General features: G+C 61.6%; 22 protein-coding genes. 1 reads left to right on the forward strand and 21 read right to left on the reverse strand.

What is annotated here, in order from left to right:
* Positions 1-3: 3 nt before the first annotated feature.
* The 20 genes from ACYYG1_RS11150 to ACYYG1_RS11245 all read right to left on the reverse strand — a co-directional run bounded on the left by ACYYG1_RS11150 (position 4) and on the right by ACYYG1_RS11245 (position 13174).
* Positions 4-1191 (reverse strand): phage tail sheath subtilisin-like domain-containing protein, encoded by a 1188-nt coding sequence (locus ACYYG1_RS11150; protein ID WP_461210387.1) that lies wholly within the window; start codon positions 1189-1191, stop codon positions 4-6.
* Positions 1192-1194: 3 nt separating this feature from the next.
* Entirely contained in the window at positions 1195-1593 is a 399-nt protein-coding gene (locus ACYYG1_RS11155) for a tail fiber assembly protein (RefSeq protein ID WP_461210388.1), read from the reverse strand.
* A 106-nt stretch (positions 1594-1699) separates the two neighbouring features.
* Positions 1700-2410: a hypothetical protein gene (locus tag ACYYG1_RS11160; protein WP_461210389.1), complete on the reverse strand. Its 711-nt coding sequence runs from the start codon at positions 2408-2410 to the stop codon at positions 1700-1702.
* Positions 2410-3354, reverse strand: a complete 945-nt coding sequence (locus tag ACYYG1_RS11165; RefSeq protein ID WP_461210390.1) for a phage tail protein — start codon at positions 3352-3354, stop codon at positions 2410-2412. The genes ACYYG1_RS11160 and ACYYG1_RS11165 overlap by 1 nt, the downstream gene beginning before the upstream one ends.
* Before the next feature lie 3 nt (positions 3355-3357).
* Positions 3358-3981 (reverse strand): phage tail protein I, encoded by a 624-nt coding sequence (locus ACYYG1_RS11170; protein WP_461210391.1) that lies wholly within the window; start codon positions 3979-3981, stop codon positions 3358-3360.
* The gene (locus ACYYG1_RS11175) at positions 3974-4873 is read right to left on the reverse strand and encodes a baseplate assembly protein (protein ID WP_461210392.1); all 900 of its coding nucleotides are present in this window, start codon (positions 4871-4873) and stop codon (positions 3974-3976) included. Before ACYYG1_RS11175 ends, ACYYG1_RS11170 begins: the two co-directional genes overlap by 8 nt.
* Positions 4870-5205 carry a GPW/gp25 family protein gene (locus ACYYG1_RS11180; RefSeq protein WP_461210413.1) on the reverse strand — a complete coding sequence of 112 codons (336 nt, stop codon included), beginning with the start codon at positions 5203-5205 and terminating at the stop codon, positions 4870-4872. The genes ACYYG1_RS11175 and ACYYG1_RS11180 overlap by 4 nt, the downstream gene beginning before the upstream one ends.
* Positions 5205-5867: a phage baseplate assembly protein V gene (locus ACYYG1_RS11185; protein ID WP_461210393.1), complete on the reverse strand. Its 663-nt coding sequence runs from the start codon at positions 5865-5867 to the stop codon at positions 5205-5207. The genes ACYYG1_RS11180 and ACYYG1_RS11185 overlap by 1 nt, the downstream gene beginning before the upstream one ends.
* Positions 5857-6372 (reverse strand): hypothetical protein, encoded by a 516-nt coding sequence (locus ACYYG1_RS11190; protein ID WP_461210394.1) that lies wholly within the window; start codon positions 6370-6372, stop codon positions 5857-5859. The genes ACYYG1_RS11185 and ACYYG1_RS11190 overlap by 11 nt, the downstream gene beginning before the upstream one ends.
* A complete protein-coding gene (locus ACYYG1_RS11195; protein ID WP_461210395.1) occupies positions 6369-6902 on the reverse strand; it encodes a hypothetical protein in 534 nt (177 codons plus the stop codon). The genes ACYYG1_RS11190 and ACYYG1_RS11195 overlap by 4 nt, the downstream gene beginning before the upstream one ends.
* Positions 6902-7237 (reverse strand): head-tail joining protein, encoded by a 336-nt coding sequence (locus tag ACYYG1_RS11200; protein WP_461210396.1) that lies wholly within the window; start codon positions 7235-7237, stop codon positions 6902-6904. Before ACYYG1_RS11200 ends, ACYYG1_RS11195 begins: the two co-directional genes overlap by 1 nt.
* Positions 7234-7773, reverse strand: a complete 540-nt coding sequence (locus tag ACYYG1_RS11205) for a hypothetical protein (protein ID WP_461210397.1) — start codon at positions 7771-7773, stop codon at positions 7234-7236. Before ACYYG1_RS11205 ends, ACYYG1_RS11200 begins: the two co-directional genes overlap by 4 nt.
* Positions 7766-8194 carry a DUF5675 family protein gene (locus ACYYG1_RS11210; protein ID WP_461210398.1) on the reverse strand — a complete coding sequence of 143 codons (429 nt, stop codon included), beginning with the start codon at positions 8192-8194 and terminating at the stop codon, positions 7766-7768. Before ACYYG1_RS11210 ends, ACYYG1_RS11205 begins: the two co-directional genes overlap by 8 nt.
* Positions 8191-8454 carry a hypothetical protein gene (locus ACYYG1_RS11215; RefSeq protein ID WP_461210399.1) on the reverse strand — a complete coding sequence of 88 codons (264 nt, stop codon included), beginning with the start codon at positions 8452-8454 and terminating at the stop codon, positions 8191-8193. The genes ACYYG1_RS11210 and ACYYG1_RS11215 overlap by 4 nt, the downstream gene beginning before the upstream one ends.
* A gap of 22 nt (positions 8455-8476) precedes the next feature.
* Positions 8477-8827: a hypothetical protein gene (locus ACYYG1_RS11220; RefSeq protein ID WP_461210400.1), complete on the reverse strand. Its 351-nt coding sequence runs from the start codon at positions 8825-8827 to the stop codon at positions 8477-8479.
* A gap of 9 nt (positions 8828-8836) precedes the next feature.
* Positions 8837-9862, reverse strand: coding sequence for a major capsid protein (locus ACYYG1_RS11225; protein WP_461210401.1), 1026 nt, complete (start codon positions 9860-9862; stop codon positions 8837-8839).
* 15 nt (positions 9863-9877) lie between these two features.
* A complete protein-coding gene (locus ACYYG1_RS11230; protein WP_461210402.1) occupies positions 9878-10237 on the reverse strand; it encodes a head decoration protein in 360 nt (119 codons plus the stop codon).
* A 3-nt stretch (positions 10238-10240) separates the two neighbouring features.
* Positions 10241-11437 carry a S49 family peptidase gene (locus ACYYG1_RS11235; RefSeq protein WP_461210403.1) on the reverse strand — a complete coding sequence of 399 codons (1197 nt, stop codon included), beginning with the start codon at positions 11435-11437 and terminating at the stop codon, positions 10241-10243.
* Entirely contained in the window at positions 11430-12956 is a 1527-nt protein-coding gene (locus ACYYG1_RS11240) for a phage portal protein (RefSeq protein WP_461210404.1), read from the reverse strand. Before ACYYG1_RS11240 ends, ACYYG1_RS11235 begins: the two co-directional genes overlap by 8 nt.
* Positions 12953-13174 carry a DUF6148 family protein gene (locus tag ACYYG1_RS11245; RefSeq protein WP_461210405.1) on the reverse strand — a complete coding sequence of 74 codons (222 nt, stop codon included), beginning with the start codon at positions 13172-13174 and terminating at the stop codon, positions 12953-12955. Before ACYYG1_RS11245 ends, ACYYG1_RS11240 begins: the two co-directional genes overlap by 4 nt.
* Positions 13175-13381: 207 nt before the next feature.
* Between ACYYG1_RS11245 and ACYYG1_RS11250 the strand changes: the two genes are divergently transcribed.
* Positions 13382-17353, forward strand: a complete 3972-nt coding sequence (locus ACYYG1_RS11250) for a phosphorylase family protein (RefSeq protein WP_461210406.1) — start codon at positions 13382-13384, stop codon at positions 17351-17353.
* Positions 17354-17426: 73 nt separating this feature from the next.
* Here ACYYG1_RS11250 and ACYYG1_RS11255 read toward each other — a convergent pair whose 3' ends face one another.
* Positions 17427-17612 carry an excisionase family DNA-binding protein gene (locus ACYYG1_RS11255; RefSeq protein WP_461210407.1) on the reverse strand — a complete coding sequence of 62 codons (186 nt, stop codon included), beginning with the start codon at positions 17610-17612 and terminating at the stop codon, positions 17427-17429.
* Position 17613: the final 1 nt, after the last annotated feature.

The following is a 17613-nucleotide window of genomic DNA, read 5'->3' on the forward strand; positions in this document are numbered from 1 at the left end:
CTCCTATTGCGCGCTCTGCACGCGGCTGACGAGTTCCTCGTAGTAGCCGTTCTCGCGGTGGGCCCGGAACGTCAGATGCTCCAGGGGCGCGGGCGGCTCGAGATCGAAGTCCAGATACAGCTTCCCGGCCATAAGCAGCTCCTTGGTGTTCAGCTCCTCGTCCAGCCAGCAGGTTCCGCCGAGGAGCGCGCCCTGGGCCGTGAGATGCCGCAGGTAGGCGGCCACGCTCTCCTGCACGTCGTGGATGAGGTTGGCGGACATGGGCCGGTCCATGGCCCAGAGCAGAGCCTCCTCGATGGACTCGTAGACCATGTCGCAGGTGCGGCGCACGGACAGGAACGCGAACAGCGGGTCGCTGGCCGTGGTCCGGTTGCCCCACAGACGGTAGCCGTCACGGTGGATGATGGTGGCGACCTCGTTCTCGTTCAGGAAATTCGCCTGACTGTTCACGTCGGACAGGCTGAAATCCACGGGCCGGGACACGCCCACGATGCCGTTCATGGTCTGGTTGGACGGGCTCCACCAGAAGCCCCGCTCGTTGTCCCGGCCGGAGATCATCCCGGACACGCGCCCGGAGGCGGGCCGGGCCACCACCACGTCTGCGGCCGTATTCCAGACCTTGGCCCAGGGGTCCACCACGAAGATGCGGTCGCTGCCCCAGTCCTTGCGGTAGATCACGGCGTCCTGCATGGTCCCGTTCGGCCCGTCGACGATGATCACGGCCCGCAGGCGCGAGGCGATGCCCGAGAGCTCGGAGACCACTGGGTTCGCGGCTCCGTCCGGCCGTTGGTGGGTGAAGCCCGGCGCGCAGAGGATGCGCGGGGTGGCGTTGACCTCGGACTCGGCGGCCAGGAAGCCGTGGACGCCGGTCATGGCTGCGGCGTCGCCCACGAGGTTGGAAAGCGTGGCGGCCTCGTCCGCGCCCTCCTGGACACGAATGACCACCACCATGGCCCCGCACTGGTCGAAGATCCCGTCCAGGGCCTGCTTGAGGGTTCCGGCCGCGCCCAGGGCCGTGGCCTGGCGCGGACTGCCCGTGATGAGCACGGGCTGATCCGGGGGGAACGCGTCCGCGTCGGCGTCCGGAGCCGTGCCGATGAGGCCGATGACGCTGGACTTGACCGTCTGTATGGGCCGGGTCCCGTCGTCGATCTCCAGGACCTCGATGCCGTGCAGATATTGTTCGGGCATTGCTTACGCCTCCTGTGCGGGCTCTGCTGGCCAGTTGATGGTTTCAGGAAATCCGGGCTGCGCGGGCAGGTCGCGCAGAGTCTGGCGGTAGGCGGCCCAGGCTTCGCGTTCCTCCTCGGCCAGCGGGCTGTCCGCAACCTGGGTCCAGTCGCACCCGGTCAGACGCCTGTTGCGCTCCGAGCGGGCAGCCCCGGCAGCGGCATCTCGGTCCAGCGTCCAGGCCCCGGCGTCGCCGTCCCAGACCTGGAACCGCCCGGGGATATCCTCCAATTCGTACGTTCGCTCGATGCATGTCCCGGTATCCGAATCGTGGAAAACCTTCCCGCGCTGCTTCCCTTCGGGAACGTCGGTAACGTCCATGATGCATTTGTAGTTCTGGGCGTAGAGGGCTTCCGTAGACATATGGACTGTGTAGTAGTCCACATCCTCCACGCCCACGGTACTCGGCAAAGCGGGGTGTTCACTGCCGTCAGGATAAAAATACCCTATCGTTTTCAATAGATACCTCCTACTCCGTAGGACCACGCAGGTCCCCAGTGGTAATCCAAGTCACGTTGTCCATGCCGATGATGGCTTTGCCCGCCGATCCACCGGGCTGGCCGTCCGCCGCTTCGCCATCCTGGCCAAGATCTCCTCCTACTCCGCCTGCGGTGTACCCCCCGGCGCTAGATGCATAGGCTCCCCTGGCCCCCGAAAGGAGCGCCGCGTTGGGGGTCGTTTCTATCCCCGTCCAGACACCTTGCCCTGCTACGCATCCAGCCCCAGCCCCGCCAGCTCCGCTGCATGCATTACCGACGTAGTCGGTTCCCGTCGCGCCGCCACCGCCGCCGCCGCCGATAATCCCTCGATTATCGACCGACAGAGGAGAATCAACGAACAGAGCAGGACCACCTGGGTAGCCTGGCATCGGGGCATTCAGTCCGCCATAGGTACCCGCACTATCGGCACCTCTGCCTGCCACTACCGCGTTGGCTGAGACCACCAAAGTTAGCTGCGTTCCAGCCGGAGCACCGCTCCAAGTCAGAGCCGGAGAGGATGTCGAAGTCGCCCCCACCACCACCCCCGGCGCGATGGTGACCAGGATCGTAGCCGGGCCTTCGCCGGACCATGGAGTATTGGCTGTCAGCCATGCCAGGAGGCCGAGATCAAACTGATTCGTGTCAATAATTACTGATACGGCCCTACGAGGGGGCAATGCGGGGAGAAACGGGCCAGGCATCACGCCACCTCGTCGATATAGGCGAACACCAAGCCATCGCCCCGGCCGAGCAAATGGACCAAGTATGTCGATCCCGCCCGAAGAAGCGCAAACGACCCCCACAGCTCTTCAATATGGCTTCCTTTGCCGACGATTGCGGATCCTTCCGCCATGGTCAGCCACAGCCGCACCTCGCCGCCCGGCCAGTGGGACAGGTCTGCGGGATCGGCGAACACTGCACTGGCGTTGTCCACAGTAATCTTTTGGTGGTTGCGCTCGTCCAGGGCAATGACCACCGTGCCATCTATGTTGATCCCTAGATCCAACGGGGCCATGCTATAACCGCCTGTAAGGTCCGCTTTCCCCGACAGAGGCACCGCCTCGACCTGGACCGCCGTCACGACGTGGGGGTTGTCCCTTCGGTCGGCATGATCGCTGCCCGCCTGAGCCTCGGCCCGGATATCCGCATGGGCGTCAGCGGCGGCGTTGTGCTCGGCCACGGCCACGGCCACGTGTTCACGCGAAGCCAGCACCACGGTGGGATCAATCTTCAGGATGACCGACTCGGTGTTGGTCAGCACCAGGGGCAGCCTGAGAACGAACTCGCTGCCCGAACCCTCGGCCAAGGCGGGCTTATAGCTCTCCGGCGTTCCGGCCACGGCCACGAGGTTGCCCTCCTCGTCCAGGATGCCCGCCTCGCGGATGTACCAGCCACCCACGTTGGCGGGCAGGACCACCTCGGCCCAAATCAGGGCCGCGTTGGCCGGGTCCTGGGCCAGGGTATTGATGGGAGCGCGGTGCACCTCGTTGACCAGGGCCTGCATCTCCTCGCTGGGCGCGACGGCTGCGCCGCCCCCGTCGCCCAGGGCGATATGGGTCAGGTTGACCCGGGTTCCCGACGCCAGGGCCGCGGTTATCAGCCCGTGCCCCGTGCGCGTGACCACGCCGTAGAAATTCCCGGCCATATGCTACCCTCCAAGGGGGTTGACGGTTACGAGCTGGTACTGGACGAAGGCGGCCCCGCAGCGCAGGGACGTGTCCCCTCCCGGGACCTCGCCCGGCTGCCAGGGCTCCACGTACAGGTCCGAACCGGTGAGCGCGCCGCAACCCACGCTCCAGGTTCCCGGAACGCGGCTCACGGCCACCAGACCGGCCAGATGCGAACGCACGTTCTTGGCGGCCCGGGCCGTGGCCCGCAGCTGCGCATACAGGTCCTCGTCGATGCCCCGGTCGTCGATCTCGATCTCCAGGGAGAAGGTGAACGGCTCCCCGGACGGATTCTCCTGCCACCACTCCCGGATGCCCACGGTGTAGCCCAGGGCGTTCAGGGAACGCTGCAGCGCGCCCCGCGTGCCCTTGACCTTGTGCACGGCCACGGCCCGGCGCACCACCTCGCGGCGCTGCGCCTCGGTCCAGTCCGGCTCCCACTGGTCCACGCTCATGGCCCAGGCAAGCCAGGGCAGAAGCGCATCGGGGCAGGTCTCCGGATCCCAGAGGCGGGCCAGAGGCGCGGGCACCTCGGAGAGCCGGGCCAGGGCCTCGGCCAGGGCCCGCTCGGCAGCGCTGGCATTGGGGGGTAGCAGATCAGCCATCGACCACGCCCCCCAGGATCAGGGTGACGCCGGTGCACCAGGGGGCCTGGTCCGCCCCCACGGCCACGTCTCCTGCGGGACTGGCCAGCTCCACGCGCTGCACGCCCTCGCGATGCAGAGCCGCGTACAGGGCGGAAAGAGGCATGGACCGCCCCAGGCGGTGTCCGTCGTCGGCCACGCCCAGGGCCTCGGCCCGGGCGGCCTCCAGGACCACCGCGGGATCCGGCCCGCTGTAGACGTGGACGACGGCCTCCACGGCGTAGGGAACGATCCCCGCCGCGCAGACCTCCATCTGGTCGGTGAGGGGACGCACGTCGTCGGCGCCGAGCACGGCGGCCACGGCATCCAGCAGTTCCTGGCCGGGCGCGCCGTCGCCATCGAGCCCCAGGACGGCCACGCGGACCTGTCCGGGGGCCGGGCTGGACACGGCCGCGTCCTTGACCCCGGCGACGCTCAAGGAATGAAAGATGTAGGCCCCGGACGGCCCGGCCGTGGACAGTCCCTCCAGGGACAGGGGCACTCGGCGGCGCAGGCTGGCGTCGGCCTCGTAGGTCGGCGCCACCGGGGGGGAGGCCTCGGCGTCGCCGGGGTCGACGAGGTTGCGCGCCACGCCCAGCAGCGCGGCCAGGTTGTCCAAGTCCGCGCCCCCGGCGTAGGCCAGCATGCAGGCCCGGGCCGCATCGTTGACGCGCTGGCGCAGAAGCACCTCGCGGTAGGCCGCGACCTCCAGCAGCTTCATGGCCGGGTCCGACTCCAGCAGGGCGTCGAACTCGGGCCAGCGGGCCGTCGCGTCCGTGGTCAACTCCGCGAGCACGGTCTCGAAATCCAGGGCCTCCACAACGTCGGGCGCGGGCAGCCGGGCGAGATCGATGGCCGAGTATCCGCCGCTCATACGACAACGCCCTCCAGGGCCACGGTTTTACCGTCCACCAGGTATTCCCCGGTGAGGTCCAGGACCATGTGCCCCGCCTCGGCCTCGGCCAGGCGTACGCTGGAGAGCTTGAACCGGGGCTCCCAGCGGGCCAGGGCCGCGGCAGTCTCGGCGTAGACCTCCACCACCAGCTCCGGCGACACGGGCGCGTCCAGCAGATCCGGCAGACGCGAGCCGTAGTCGCGGCGCATGACGCGGCTGCCCACGGGGGTGGAAAGGATGTCGGACACGGACTGCCGGACATGCGCGAGGCCGGAGAGGGGCGCGCCGCTCTGGGAATCCATGCCCAGCATCACCTGGGCCCTCCGGTCTGCCCGCACTGTTCGCAGACGTGCACGTGCCCGTTCAGGGAAACCGCAGCGCGCACGTCGGCGTCCGTGGTCACGTCGCGGACGACGTGCAACGCGCCGTTGAGCACGGCGTCGCCGCCCCCCGCTCCGCCTCCCTGGGTCAGGGGGCCGTCGAGGAAAATCTCCCCGCTGAGCACGATGCGCGGCGCGGTTATCTCCGCGCTGGCCCCGGCGGTCACTATGACGCTGCCCCCGGCCTTCACGTTCACACCCTTGGACGCCTCCAGGATTACGTCGCCGGGGATCAGGGCGTGTAGGCGGTGGGCCTCGCGGTCGTACTCCATCACGGCCCCGTCGGCGTAGACGCGGCGGTCCACGTCCGGGGAGGCCGCAGGCGCAGGATGAGCGGCCCGGAAGATGCTGCCCAGGACCACGCCCTGGGCGGTCTCGCCCGAGGGCGACAGCACGAGGACCTGCTCGCCCGGCTCGGGGGCCCACCAGGAGCGGTCGCCACCGGCGCGCAGGGTGATCCACGGCAGCCAGTGGGACACGGCCCCGCCCATGGCCACGCGCACGCGCGCGGCGGCGTAGTCCGCCTCCTGCACCGTGCCGTAGCGGATCAACAGGGCCAGGCGGCGCTCCAGGTCCGAAAACTCAAACTCCATTGGAAATCTCCTCGTATTCCTGTTCATGCTCCGAGCCCACGAGGGGCGAGTGCGAGGCCAGGACAGTCTGCGGCACGACGCCCTCGGCGTCCCAGACGAATTCGCCCAGGTGCAGCACCTGCTCGAACTCCACACGCCAGCTCTGCGCCCCCTTCCAGCTCGGCTCGAATTCGTTGGCCTCGGCCAGCACTAACCGCGCGGGCGGGGCCGCAAGGCCGAAACGGTTCCCGTGCAGCAGCACGGCGGCCGCGGCGGCCAATGCACGCAGCCTGCGCTCCACGCCCGGGGTGCGCGAGGCCAGGACCAGAAACACTTCCCAGCGGCAGCGCACGTCCAGACGCCCCGAGCCGTCCTCGGGGGCGTCGTCGGGCTCCATGCCGGCCAGACGCAGCACTGCGGCGGGCGTGGCAAGCTGCTCGGTCACGCCGTAGTCCAGCACGTCCCGCAGGCCGGGCAGGCCCCCGCGCAGGGCGGCCAGGATCCCGTCGTGAGCCTGGGCGATCATCGGTCCTTCCCCCGCACGGTCTCCCAGCGCAGCTCCTGCTCGAAATAGCGCGCGAACATCTCCCGGAACTTCGGGTTCACGTCCACCAGCAGGATGCGCCGGAACTCGTCCTCGATGCTCTTGTACTGAACCGCCAGGGGCAGACGCCGGTCGCGGAGCGCGCGGCGGTAGACCTGCCTGCCCCCGCCCCGCTCCACGATGAATGCGTGACGCCGCTGTTCGGGCCCGGCCACAACGCCCGTGGCCGTCTGCCTCGGCCCCAGGGCGGACAGGGGCACGGCGTTCAGGCCGTACCAGACGCGGGCCGTGTACTGCGTGCCGCGCACGCCGATGAGCAGCCGGTTCTTGAGGACCTTGCGCTTGATGCCGGTGTCGCGGGCGGCCTCGCGCAGGGACACAGACTTGATCCAGCGCGCCAGCTTGGAGACGGCCCGACGGGCCGCTGCCGAGACCTGGGCCTTGGTGGCGGCCAAGTCGCGCGCGATGCGCTCGAGCTCGCCCAGATTCGTGTCCAGATAGGCGGTGGCCATCAGAAGGAGACCTCCGTGACCTCGTCGGGATCCACGAGATCCACCTCGGCCAGGCCCGCGCCGTCGGGACGCACGGCCGCGACCACGAAGGACCTGCCGCCCACCTCCACGACGGTCTCGTCGCGCCTGAAGCCTGCGGCGTCCCGGGCCTTGCAGGTCAACAGATAGGCGGCGCTCTCGAGGCTGAAGCCGTCGCCCAGGCCGTGCTCCGCGTAGGGGGCGTCGAAATAGGCGCTGAAGGCGCGCTCGGTCCCGTCGGGCAGGGTTGCAGTCGCCTCCACGGAGTCGAGCCCCTGGAAGAAGAAGTCCACGGTGTCCGAGGGCAGCAGGGTCATTTCGAGCCTCCCCTGCCCCGGTCGCCGAACCACCAGGTCACGCACAAGGTCCCCAGGTAGAGGATGGTGCAGACGATGCGCTTCTGCAGGTCCATGGCCGCGGCCACGTCGATGCGCTCCAGGCCCGCGGCCTGCAGGGCGGCGTGAACCTCACAGCGGGTGTCCCAGACCAGCCAGAGCATAAAGGCCGTCAGCGCCGGGCGGGTCAGCCCGCGCACCACGTCCACCAGCACGAGCATGACGCGGTTGAAGGTCAGCCGGACCTTGAAGCCGCTGGAATAGGTCGCCCGGTCGTGTTCGTAGGACGCAGCCTGCAAGGCGTCGGCGGACTCCTGCAGGCGCACCTCGCCCTCGCGCTCTGCGGCCCGGTCGCGGTATTCCCACTCCTTGTCCATCATCTCCATGTCCAGCTTGCGCATCTCGCGCTCGTGGGCCATCTCCTGGCGGCGGCGGAACCAATCGCCCACGCCCTTGAGCAGCGAGCCGAGCAGCCCCGTGGCCCCGCCGGAGACGATGGACAGCAGGAACTCAAGCATGACGGAAAGCCTCCGTGATGATCAGGTTGAAGGGAGCCCCGTCCAGGGCGGCCATGAGCCGCCCCAGGGCCGGGCGGGAACAGAGCACGGCCAATTGGTCGCCCAGGCGACCGGAACGCAGGCCGGGCAGGATGCAGCCGTGGGAATGCGTGAGCCATCCCCGCTCCTCGTCCCCGGCCAGATTGCCGCCGTGGATCAGGACCCCGCTGCGCCCGGGCACGTCCAGCACGTGATAGACCCGGCCGAAGCGAGGAGACCGCACCACGCGGCAGGGATATTCCCCCGCAGGGATGCAGGAAACGTTGCACCGATTGCCGCGCTCGGGCAGCTCCGCCGTGTGCAGAGAGAGCTCCCCGGCCTCCAGGAGGCCGAAGGTGCCCTGCTCGCCCGTGGCCAGCCGCGTCAGCGTGACGGCCCTCACAGCCCGTCCCCCCGCTCGTTCAAGATCTCCTCCTTCTTCTCCACGGGCAGGTCCGAATGGATGATCAGCGCCCGCAGCATGCGGAACTGGATGTCCAGCTTGCGTTGCACGCTGCCGTTGTTGCGGCAGTCCTGCTCGTGGTTCAACCTGCACTGCTGGCGGGTCACGAAGGCCCCGCCCATGAACAGGCGCACGGACACGCCCGTGATGAACGAAACCAGCGCGCCGCCGAGAAGGGTTTCCAGGGGAGTCAGGGTCATGAAGCTCGCCTTCCCCGCCGGGCTACTTTCCGGCGTCCTGCTTCGGTTCCTCCAGCAGACCGGCCTCGCGCAGCCGGTCCTCCAGCCCCAGGGCGTAGTCCCGGGCCTCGGCCAGGCGGGTCTCGCAATCGGCCCGCGTGGCGACCAGCTCCGCCTCCAGGGCGGTCACGCGCCCGCGCAGGGCTTCGGCCTCCGCACCGGACACGGTCACGGGCGCGGGCGGCAGGCCGGAACCGGGCTCGCGGCCCAGGCCCTGAGCCAGGAATTCGCGGGCCTCGGCGGCGGAAAGCTCCACCTCCTGCCCCGCGGGGATCACGCCGTCTCTGCCGTGGTAGCTGACGGAGAGCACCAGCCGGGTCTTCTTCGAAGCCATGGGAACCTCCTAGACGACCTTGGCGTAGACGAACGCCCCGGGCTGCTTGGGGAACGGAAGGGGCCGCGACTCCACGCCGATCCAGTAGGCGGAGGGGTTCTCCTCCTCCCAGGCCTTGGCGAAGAACTGGTTGGGTCGGCCCTGGTTGCGCAGATCCTCGGGCACGCCGAACTCGATGCTGCAGCGCGCGGACGAGGAGCCGAGCACGATGTAGTCGGGATGGAGCATGTGCTGGACGCTGCCGTCGGCGTCCTCGTACTCCCCGCCATAGGCCCAGATATCCAGGCCGTTGAACTCGCCCTTCCTGAGCTTGTTCACGTCGGGCGAGAGCGTGCCGATCTCGATGCGGCGGCGGTCCAGGTCGTCCTTGATCATGGCGTTGTTCTTGAACGCCCTCCAAGCGTTGAGGCCCATGACGCAATGGTCCGCGCCCACGCCCGCGGCGGCGGTAATCAGCGCGGCCCAGTCCTCGAGGTTGGCCTCGGGGTCTCCGCCCTCCTGGTTCCAGCGCAGGCCGTCGCCGAGCGCGACCTTGTGCTCGCCTGGCATGAGGAAGTCGATGTCCAGGGCCTTCTGCCCGTCCTGCACCACCACCAGGGATCCGGTGACGGCCTGGGCGCACATGTATTCGATGGTCAGCTCCACGTCGTCCTTGATGCCGTCCAGGTCGCGGACCACGGCCTCCTCGATGGCGGCGTCCAGGTCCTCGGGCGTGTTGCGGTAGACGCCCTGGCCCGGGCGCGTGGCGTCCACCAGCTCGGGCGCGGAGAAGCGTTCGATGGGGTTCATGCGCGGGGTCTTCACCGTGCGCAACTCGCGCCGGGTCTTGGGCGAGAGCGTGCCGCCCTCGTAGTCCGTCACGAAGGGCACCAGGGAGCGCCCGCGCACCAGCACCTCCAGCTCGGCGTACTTGGTGGGCAACTCGTTGCGGGTGCGGAAAAACAACTCCTTGAACAGTCCGGGAAGCGGGGGCCGGGCCTGGATGACCTCGGTCAGCGTGCGGGCCTCGAACTGATGGGGCATGTTCTGGGGCATGTCGTCGTCTCCTTGCTACTTCACGTACAGGCCGCTCGCGGCCAGTTCCTTCACTGCGGCGTCCACCTGCTCCGTGGTCGCGCCAGCGGGCCACCCGAGGCCCGCACGGCGGAACTCACCATGCACGTAGACGTTGGCCACCGCGTCGCCCGCGGCGGGCACGGTGACGTCCTCCACCAGGATGGCGGCGGCCTGCTGGCTTCCGTCCTCGGCCGCGGGGGCCAGGACGACGGCCTTGTCCGTCGCCGACACGACGCCGAGCACGACGCCCGCCGCCAGCTCAAGCTCCGCGCCCGTGGACGCGAGCACTTGGCGGCGCATGACCGGGGGATGGCCGCCCACGAAATTGGGGGCCTGATAGCTCTTCACCTGCATGACCTACCTCCTGGGGATGTCCTTCATGCGCTGCGCGCTGGCGGCGCGCTTGGTTTCCGGGGTCTCGGGCCGGGGCTGCCCGGCGTGGTGCACTGGCGCGGGGGAACCGGCCTGCAGGGCCGAAAGGATCCGCTCGCGCGAGGCCGCGTCCGCGTCCCCGGCCGGTGCTTCGGGGCCCTGGGCGGCCAGCAGCGGGGCCAGGGCCTCCAGCTGCGCGGCGGTGACTCCGGCCCCGGCCAGGGCCTGGAACCGCTCCGCCGTCTCGTCGCCAGCCACGGCCCGGACGATGGCCCCGGCCTCGGCAAGGGCGGCCTTGCGCCCTTCGGCCTCGCCGGACGTCCGGGCCTCGGCCTGCACTTCGGTGAGGATCTCCGGATGCCGGTCTTCCAATTCCTGTCTGTTCATGGGGGATGCCTCCTTGGATAATTGTTCGATGAGTTCCTCGCGCCCGGGGGTGACGGCGCTCACGAGGCCCAACTCCAGGGCCCTGTCCGCGAAGAAGACCTGCCCGTCCGCCCACTGCGCGGCGGCGGCCGGGTCGAGCCCCATGTGCCGGGACACGTCCTCGGTGAAAAGGGCGTAGAGGGTGTCGCACTGCTCCTGCAGGTAGGCCTGGTCCTCGTCCGAGAGGGGCGAGTCCGGGTTGCCCGCGACCTTCCACCTGCCGGAATGCACGTAGGTCACGGCCACGCCGGAGCGTTCGTTGGCCCGGGACCAATCCAGGTGCTGCATGACCACGCCCACGGAGCCGACCTCCGCCGTACGCGGCGCCACCACGCGGCCCGTCGCCGCAGCCAGCCAGTATGCGGCGGACAGCGCCGTGCCGTCGGCATAGGCGCACAGAGGCTTGACCCCGCGCACGGACGCGATCCAGTCCGCCAGGACCTTCACGCCGTCGGCCGCGCCGCCGGGGCTGTCCACGTTGAGCAGGATGGAGCGCGCCGCGGGGTCCGCCAGGGCGGCCTCCATGGCCGTGCGGATCTGCTCGTAGCCGGTGGTCCACCAGCCGCCGCGCTTGGACAGGGTCCCGCGCACGTCGATGACGGCCACGCCCCTGCTCAGGGCGTACTGCGGCCGGGATTCGGCCTCGCGCCGGGGAAAGGGAACTGCCCCGGCCAGGGACTGGCGGACCAGGGCGCAGACCTGTTCGATTGCCGAGGGCGCCAGCGCCCACACGCGCTGGCCCATGAGTTCATGCATCGGCGGCCTCCGGGGTGTTGCCGTTGCCGTCCAGCTCGCGCAGGCGGGCCTCCTCGGCCGCGCGCCGCTCCCAGACCTCCTCCACGTCCCCGCCGCGTTCGGCGATGACGTCGGCGTAGGTGGTCAGGCGCGCCTCCAGGGCCTGGGTCGTGGAGGTGATCTCCTTGACCGGGTCCACGTAGCCGCGGGCCGGGCCGATCCAGGTGGCGGCGGTGTATGCGGGGAGCGCGTCGTAGAAATCCGGCGCGCCCTTGGGCAGCGTGACTATGCCGCGCAGCCAGGCCTCCTCCTGGACCATGTTCCAGATGGGCTGGCAGTAGTGGCGCACGATCCACGAGCGGTAGAGCAGGAAGATGCGCCAAGCCTCCAGCAGCGCGGCGCGGGCGGACGAATAGTTGGTCTTGGAGAAGTCCTTGGCCAGGACCTCGTAGGGCATGCCCACGCTGGCGGACATGGCGCGCATGATCAGCTCGGCGAAGGGCATGAAGTTGCCGCCCGGCCGGTTGCTCTGCAGCACCGTTGGCTCCTCGCCTGGGTTGCCGTACATGACCTGGCCGGGGGCGAAGGTCTGGTAGCGGCGCTGGGGCTCGCCGTCCTCGCCCTCCCCGTCCAAGGGGAAAGCGCGCATGGCGGCCTGGGGGTCGTTCACGCCGATGAAGACCGGGAAGCTCGCGGCCACGATCTGGGCCATGAGCTCGTAGTCCAGGGAGTCGTTCAGATGCCGGAAGAGCTTCATGCCCGGCGCGATCTTGGGCACGCCGCGCACCTGCTCGTCCTCCTCGGCGCGGAAGCAGTGGAACACGCCGGGGCGGTGCCCCACGCGCGCGGGCTCGCGCACGAAGCTGTCCGAGCCAAGCTGCGAATAGGCGAGGTTCACCGCGCCGGGCAATGGCGCCGGGCTGGCGATCCAGTAGGCCACGGGCCGCCCCACGGGCGAAAGCTCCACGCCGTCGCGCAGGAGCGGGTCGAGCCTGCGGTCCACCGGGGTGCAGAGGCGCGCGGGATGCACGTCCTGCAGGCAGAGTGAGAAACGCCGCCCGGGCTCATCATGCATGAGCGGCAAATGGAGCAGCTCGCCACAACGAAGCAGGGAGCGCATGCCCAGGAACACGAGATCGTCGAAATGCAGCTTGCCCGAGACGTGGGCCTCCGCGCTCCACTCGCGCCAGACCCATTCCATCTGCTCGCCCAGCTCGCGCGCGACCTCGGGCGCGATGCCCAGGCGCTTGGCATTGACGCGGGCCTGGGGCTTGAGCCCCGAGCCGACGGTGTTCACGGTCATGGAGTCCACGACCGAGGCGGCGGCCCAGTCGTTGGCCACCAGATCCTCGGACCGGGTCTGGGCCGTGGCCCGCTCGTAGGGCTCCATGGATTGGGTTATGCGCCGGGGGCGGTAGTTGACGAGTGTGCCGCGGTGCGCCCCTGCGTCGCGCGAAACGGTGGACACGCGAGGGGCCCCGGCCGAGCGCGCGGCCAGGGCCAGACGCCGGACGCGGGTTGCGCGGGCAAGAGACCTCACCGCGCCACCCTCCCAGACACGAACACGGGACCGTGCGTGCCGTCCAGCTTACGGAGCTCAGCCTCCAGCCACTGGATGGTCGCGCGGATCTCCGCCGCGTCCTGGAGGGTCAGCGTCCGCCCAGCAACGGTGTAGCCCTTGCCGCCGGATACGGCGAGCAGCGCCTGCTTCCAGGCAGTTAGCTGCGCGGTGAGTTCTTCGGAAGTCCAAACAGACATGCCCGGCAGGATAGGACCTGTCGGGCATCATGTCGTGGACGTGGTGGAGGTAGCGAACAAAACCTTTAATCAATAGCAAGAGTTAACAAATCAGATCGAAAAAATTAAATTAATATCCTCAGTTCTCGAAGACTAGGTTGACTTGTTCACAAATCGAAGCCATATAGGGTGACAAATATTACACACAAACAACTCATGAGCAATGATATGAAAGACAAATCAGAGGTTAACAGGTTCCTTAGCTCTTTCCAAGGAGATACACGGAACAATATTTCTACATTCTGTAGATTATTATGGGATTCCGAATATGATTATTATATTTTTATGGCGCGCAAAGCAGCATGTTTTTTTGACTGCTTGCAAGAGTTAGGAATCGGGAATGTTCGAGGAGAAGCCTTAACAGATAGAATATTAGATACTGATCTTGAATTTATTGAGAACAAAAAAATCTTATTAGTAGATGATTGCATATTCACAGGGACAACATTATTTAAAGCAACAGAAATTATTAAAAAGGCAAGATGTGAATCTTTCAATACGTTTTCTCTTGCGATCAACGTGGATGCAATACGACAAAATTTACTTCCAGGTGGAGACGAGTGGGAAGATTTAAGAATCATTGAACCTGTATTCAAAATGAGCGACTCAGATTGCGTGCGTCAATGTCATGACATTGTAAGAGCAATATCCATACTCCCTCGGCCATACGACGTAGATTTCCCACACACCGAAAAATTTAAACTCAAAGAAAACGCCTTTTCCAATACAATCAGCTTATTAGGCTGGTCAGCCGTCGAATGCTCATCGCAATATCAAAAAGCTAACGATGTATGTATATTCACCATAATACCAAATAAGCATACGGCAGAATATTTTTGGAATCTGCACGATGTTCACGACCACCACTCATACCACGCAAAAATCAGGCTCTACGCCAAAAAAAATAATAAGACAGGCTCTTATACTATTCGAATTGTGCCGATTGTCATTCTTCCATCTTTAAGCAACGATGACATAGAAAACGCTTTAAATGCTATAAACATTTGGGATAAAAATAAAATCTTTACTAAGTTTACGTCACCAAAATCAAAGTATCGTTTTTTGCACTATATAATAGCTCATAGATTTCTTAACTTCTACTTTTCTCATTTAATCACAGTAAACAAAACATTTTCGCTTAGCATAAGACAGGACCTAATGGAAATGTCTTTTGGGAAAAATTTTTTTAATGAATACAAAAACGCAGCAAACCTCAACAATAAAATATACATCACAAGAACACCTAATAAAGTAGCAGAGACCAGAAAAGGAACAATTAAAGAAGCCTACAAGAAAGAATTTTATAATGATGATGAAAATGCCATTGTGTCCAATTTAATAGAACCATTTAAAATTATGTACAAAGAAAAAGAATTACCAACTCGCGATTTTATTAAAGAAAATGGTTTAAAAGAAAAAGATGGCAAATGTTGTCCACACGCCAATAGACTTCTAGAAGGCATCACTTTTTTAGAACTTTCAGGTATACCAGGAAACGGTTCGATTGAGCCAAAACTCATCACTTCCATCACACTAGACAGACTCATAGATAGTGGAGTTGCAGTCCCAATCATAGTTGAAAAAAAATGTCAATGCTATAGAGCATTTAGGCACGGAGAGGACGCAATACTTGGAGAAGCAGAGGAAAAAATCCTCATAGAAGCATTCAAGGCATTTAGCGAAGCAACAGGATTCGAATCAACGTGGGGCCTAGTGCTGAGCAAGCTTATAGTACTTGTAATTCAGATAGGAATCAGAACAAACCTATTTACAAGCATCAAGCTCAGTACGCCAGTACCGGAATCTACTCGTATCGTAAGCATCATGGGACATCTCCATGGGCCAGTGCCCATTGTGCGCTACCCAACCGATCCTTCAGGCAATATGGGGGCTCCTTTTATTGCAGGTAATATCGGACGCAAACAATGGCTACTCAGCTATTGGGTAAAAAAAGGCTACATATCTAAACAAGACACTGGCAATGGTAGACTCTACAGCCTTATTAAGTCTCCTAAACTTACCCTTGGGAATAAATCAGATGCAAAAGCTAGACAAATAGGAAGATGCATCGGAACTGCAATTGCAGAAGGCGGCCTTGACAATAATTACGATCTTGTCATGCTGGGCACATGCACTGAATCCGATCACATGCTTCGCTCCCTGAGTGGTGAAATTGCAATTTTTCAATTTTATTGGACGACACTTAGGAAAGACCTAAGCATCCTTGCAAAAGAAAATAAATTTAAAGAAGCCCATAATACGCTTAGAAATAAATATAATGTTTTCACTGCTCTCAATAGCGGTGCGATGAAACACAAATGGTACACTAGTCACTCGACCCATGCTACAAATGTCGAACGCCTCATAAGGCAAGTTGAAACAAACTTGATCGAGTCAGGAAACACAGCCATGGCCGACGAGTGGGTCCAGTTATGGCCTACAGCATATCCAATTAATAATTTTTCGGGATCATATGTATGGAAGTATATAACAGAATGCGGACAAAAGCTTATTCTTTTAAATATAGCGCTGAGATTAATTGATCTTTGGATTGTTTTCATGGCTGTTAAAAACAACGAGTTAAGAAAGAAATCTCTCACATCTGCTGTAAAAGACGTTAAAGAATGGATTGACAAAGCAGAACATGCATTTGAGCCCTCAAAACAACCATTTTTTTTAAATGATTGCAAACAAAGCATAGATAATTTTACAAATAAAGAACGAGAAGCATGGAAAATCAGCAAGCTTGGAGGTCAATTTGCAACAATATTTGCCGTACAAGAAGCAAAGCCTCTTTTAGATCAGTTAACAGCAATATGCAACGCATATGGAGATGTAAACGGAGAACAGACACTCCCCCATGCGATATATTTTGATTCAGAAGAAAGCGCACATCAACTATACACAGCCATATGCAACGGCATCAGCATACTCAAAATAGAAGATCCTTACTACTTACCTGATAATTACAATCCTTTTCAAACTGGGTTTTGGATTTTATTGCCAGGATCAAGGAATTCTCTTGATCCCGCAAAATTGGCAAAAATTGCAATCGACGACTCCATCAAAAATGGATATAGAATCAAAATACTATTAATTGGGCAGCTGTCTAAAAATGAATCCATAACAAGATTTTCAAAATCGACAGAGATTGCTAAAAACTTTTTTTTCTATAGATTGTCGCAGATATCTAGAATATACAACATCGCTAATGAACCATTTGGCACATACATTTTCGCAAATGAGCAAAGCGACAAGAGCGACTCTGAAAGCAAGAAACTCCTGAGTCTCACTGACCATATTGTTGTCAATGAAAAAAATTATCGTCTTTCAAATGATGACAGCGATAATTTATCTCTTCCTGAGAAACAATTTACAATTGCCATAGGAAAAACAAACAGGAAGCAATCAGCAGCAAAAAAACAATCTCAAAAGACTATACTTATATGCACCGCAACAGACAAAGAGGATGACGCCTTAAAAAAATACTCTAATGAAAATAGATTACACACAAATATCATCAAAAAAAGTCATGGCACATACAGATCTTTCGGAATTATTGGTGATTTTGAAGTAGTATGGGTCAGGAGTGGAATGGGAAGCAGTGGCCCATCTGGATCATTTGCGACAACTATGGACGCAATAGACGACTTATCGCCTACATATATAATTTCTTGCGGATTAGCCTTTGGAGCCGACGAAGAAAAGCAAAAGATTGGCGATGTTTTAGTATCGGAGTGGATACGATGCTACGAAAAAGGACGACAGGGTGAACAGGCATTTACACCCCGAGGACAAAGGGCAGACGCGTCATCTGCGCTTCTTCAAGCTTCACGTTCTTTGAGGATTGACCACAAAGGATCAAATTCCATTTTCACAGGTGGCTTTCTTTCTGGAGACAAGTTAGTTGACGACCCCAATTTCAAACGTAAAATTTTTGAAATTGAACCAGAAGCGATTGGCGGCGACATGGAAGGCGCAGGCATCCTAGATGCTTGTTCCAGAAGAAACATTCCATGGATTGTTATAAAATCAATCACCGATTGGGGAGAGAATAAAACCAGCGATAAGCAACCAATGGCTGCGCTTAATGCTTTTACTTTTGCAATGGCACTAATTAGAGCGAGCGTACTGCCTTAGTTTATAATTCAAAAATGCCAAACAATGCAAGAGGAGATGCATGATTGATCGCCTCTTGCATTGACCATATTACTCACATTGCTATTTTGAATAAATATTTATCAACTTCTTCTTTCATAACCCACACCCCCCGAACCTTCCCGCATCGAAACGCCGGGATCTTGCCTTCGTTGATCAGGTTGTAAAAGTGGCTCTTGGAGCAGTTCAGGATCTCGCAGGCCTGCTTCCAGTTCAGTTTGCGTCCCTTGTTCGTGTCCATG

The organism is Desulfocurvus sp. DL1XJH-121 (genome assembly GCF_054819825.1).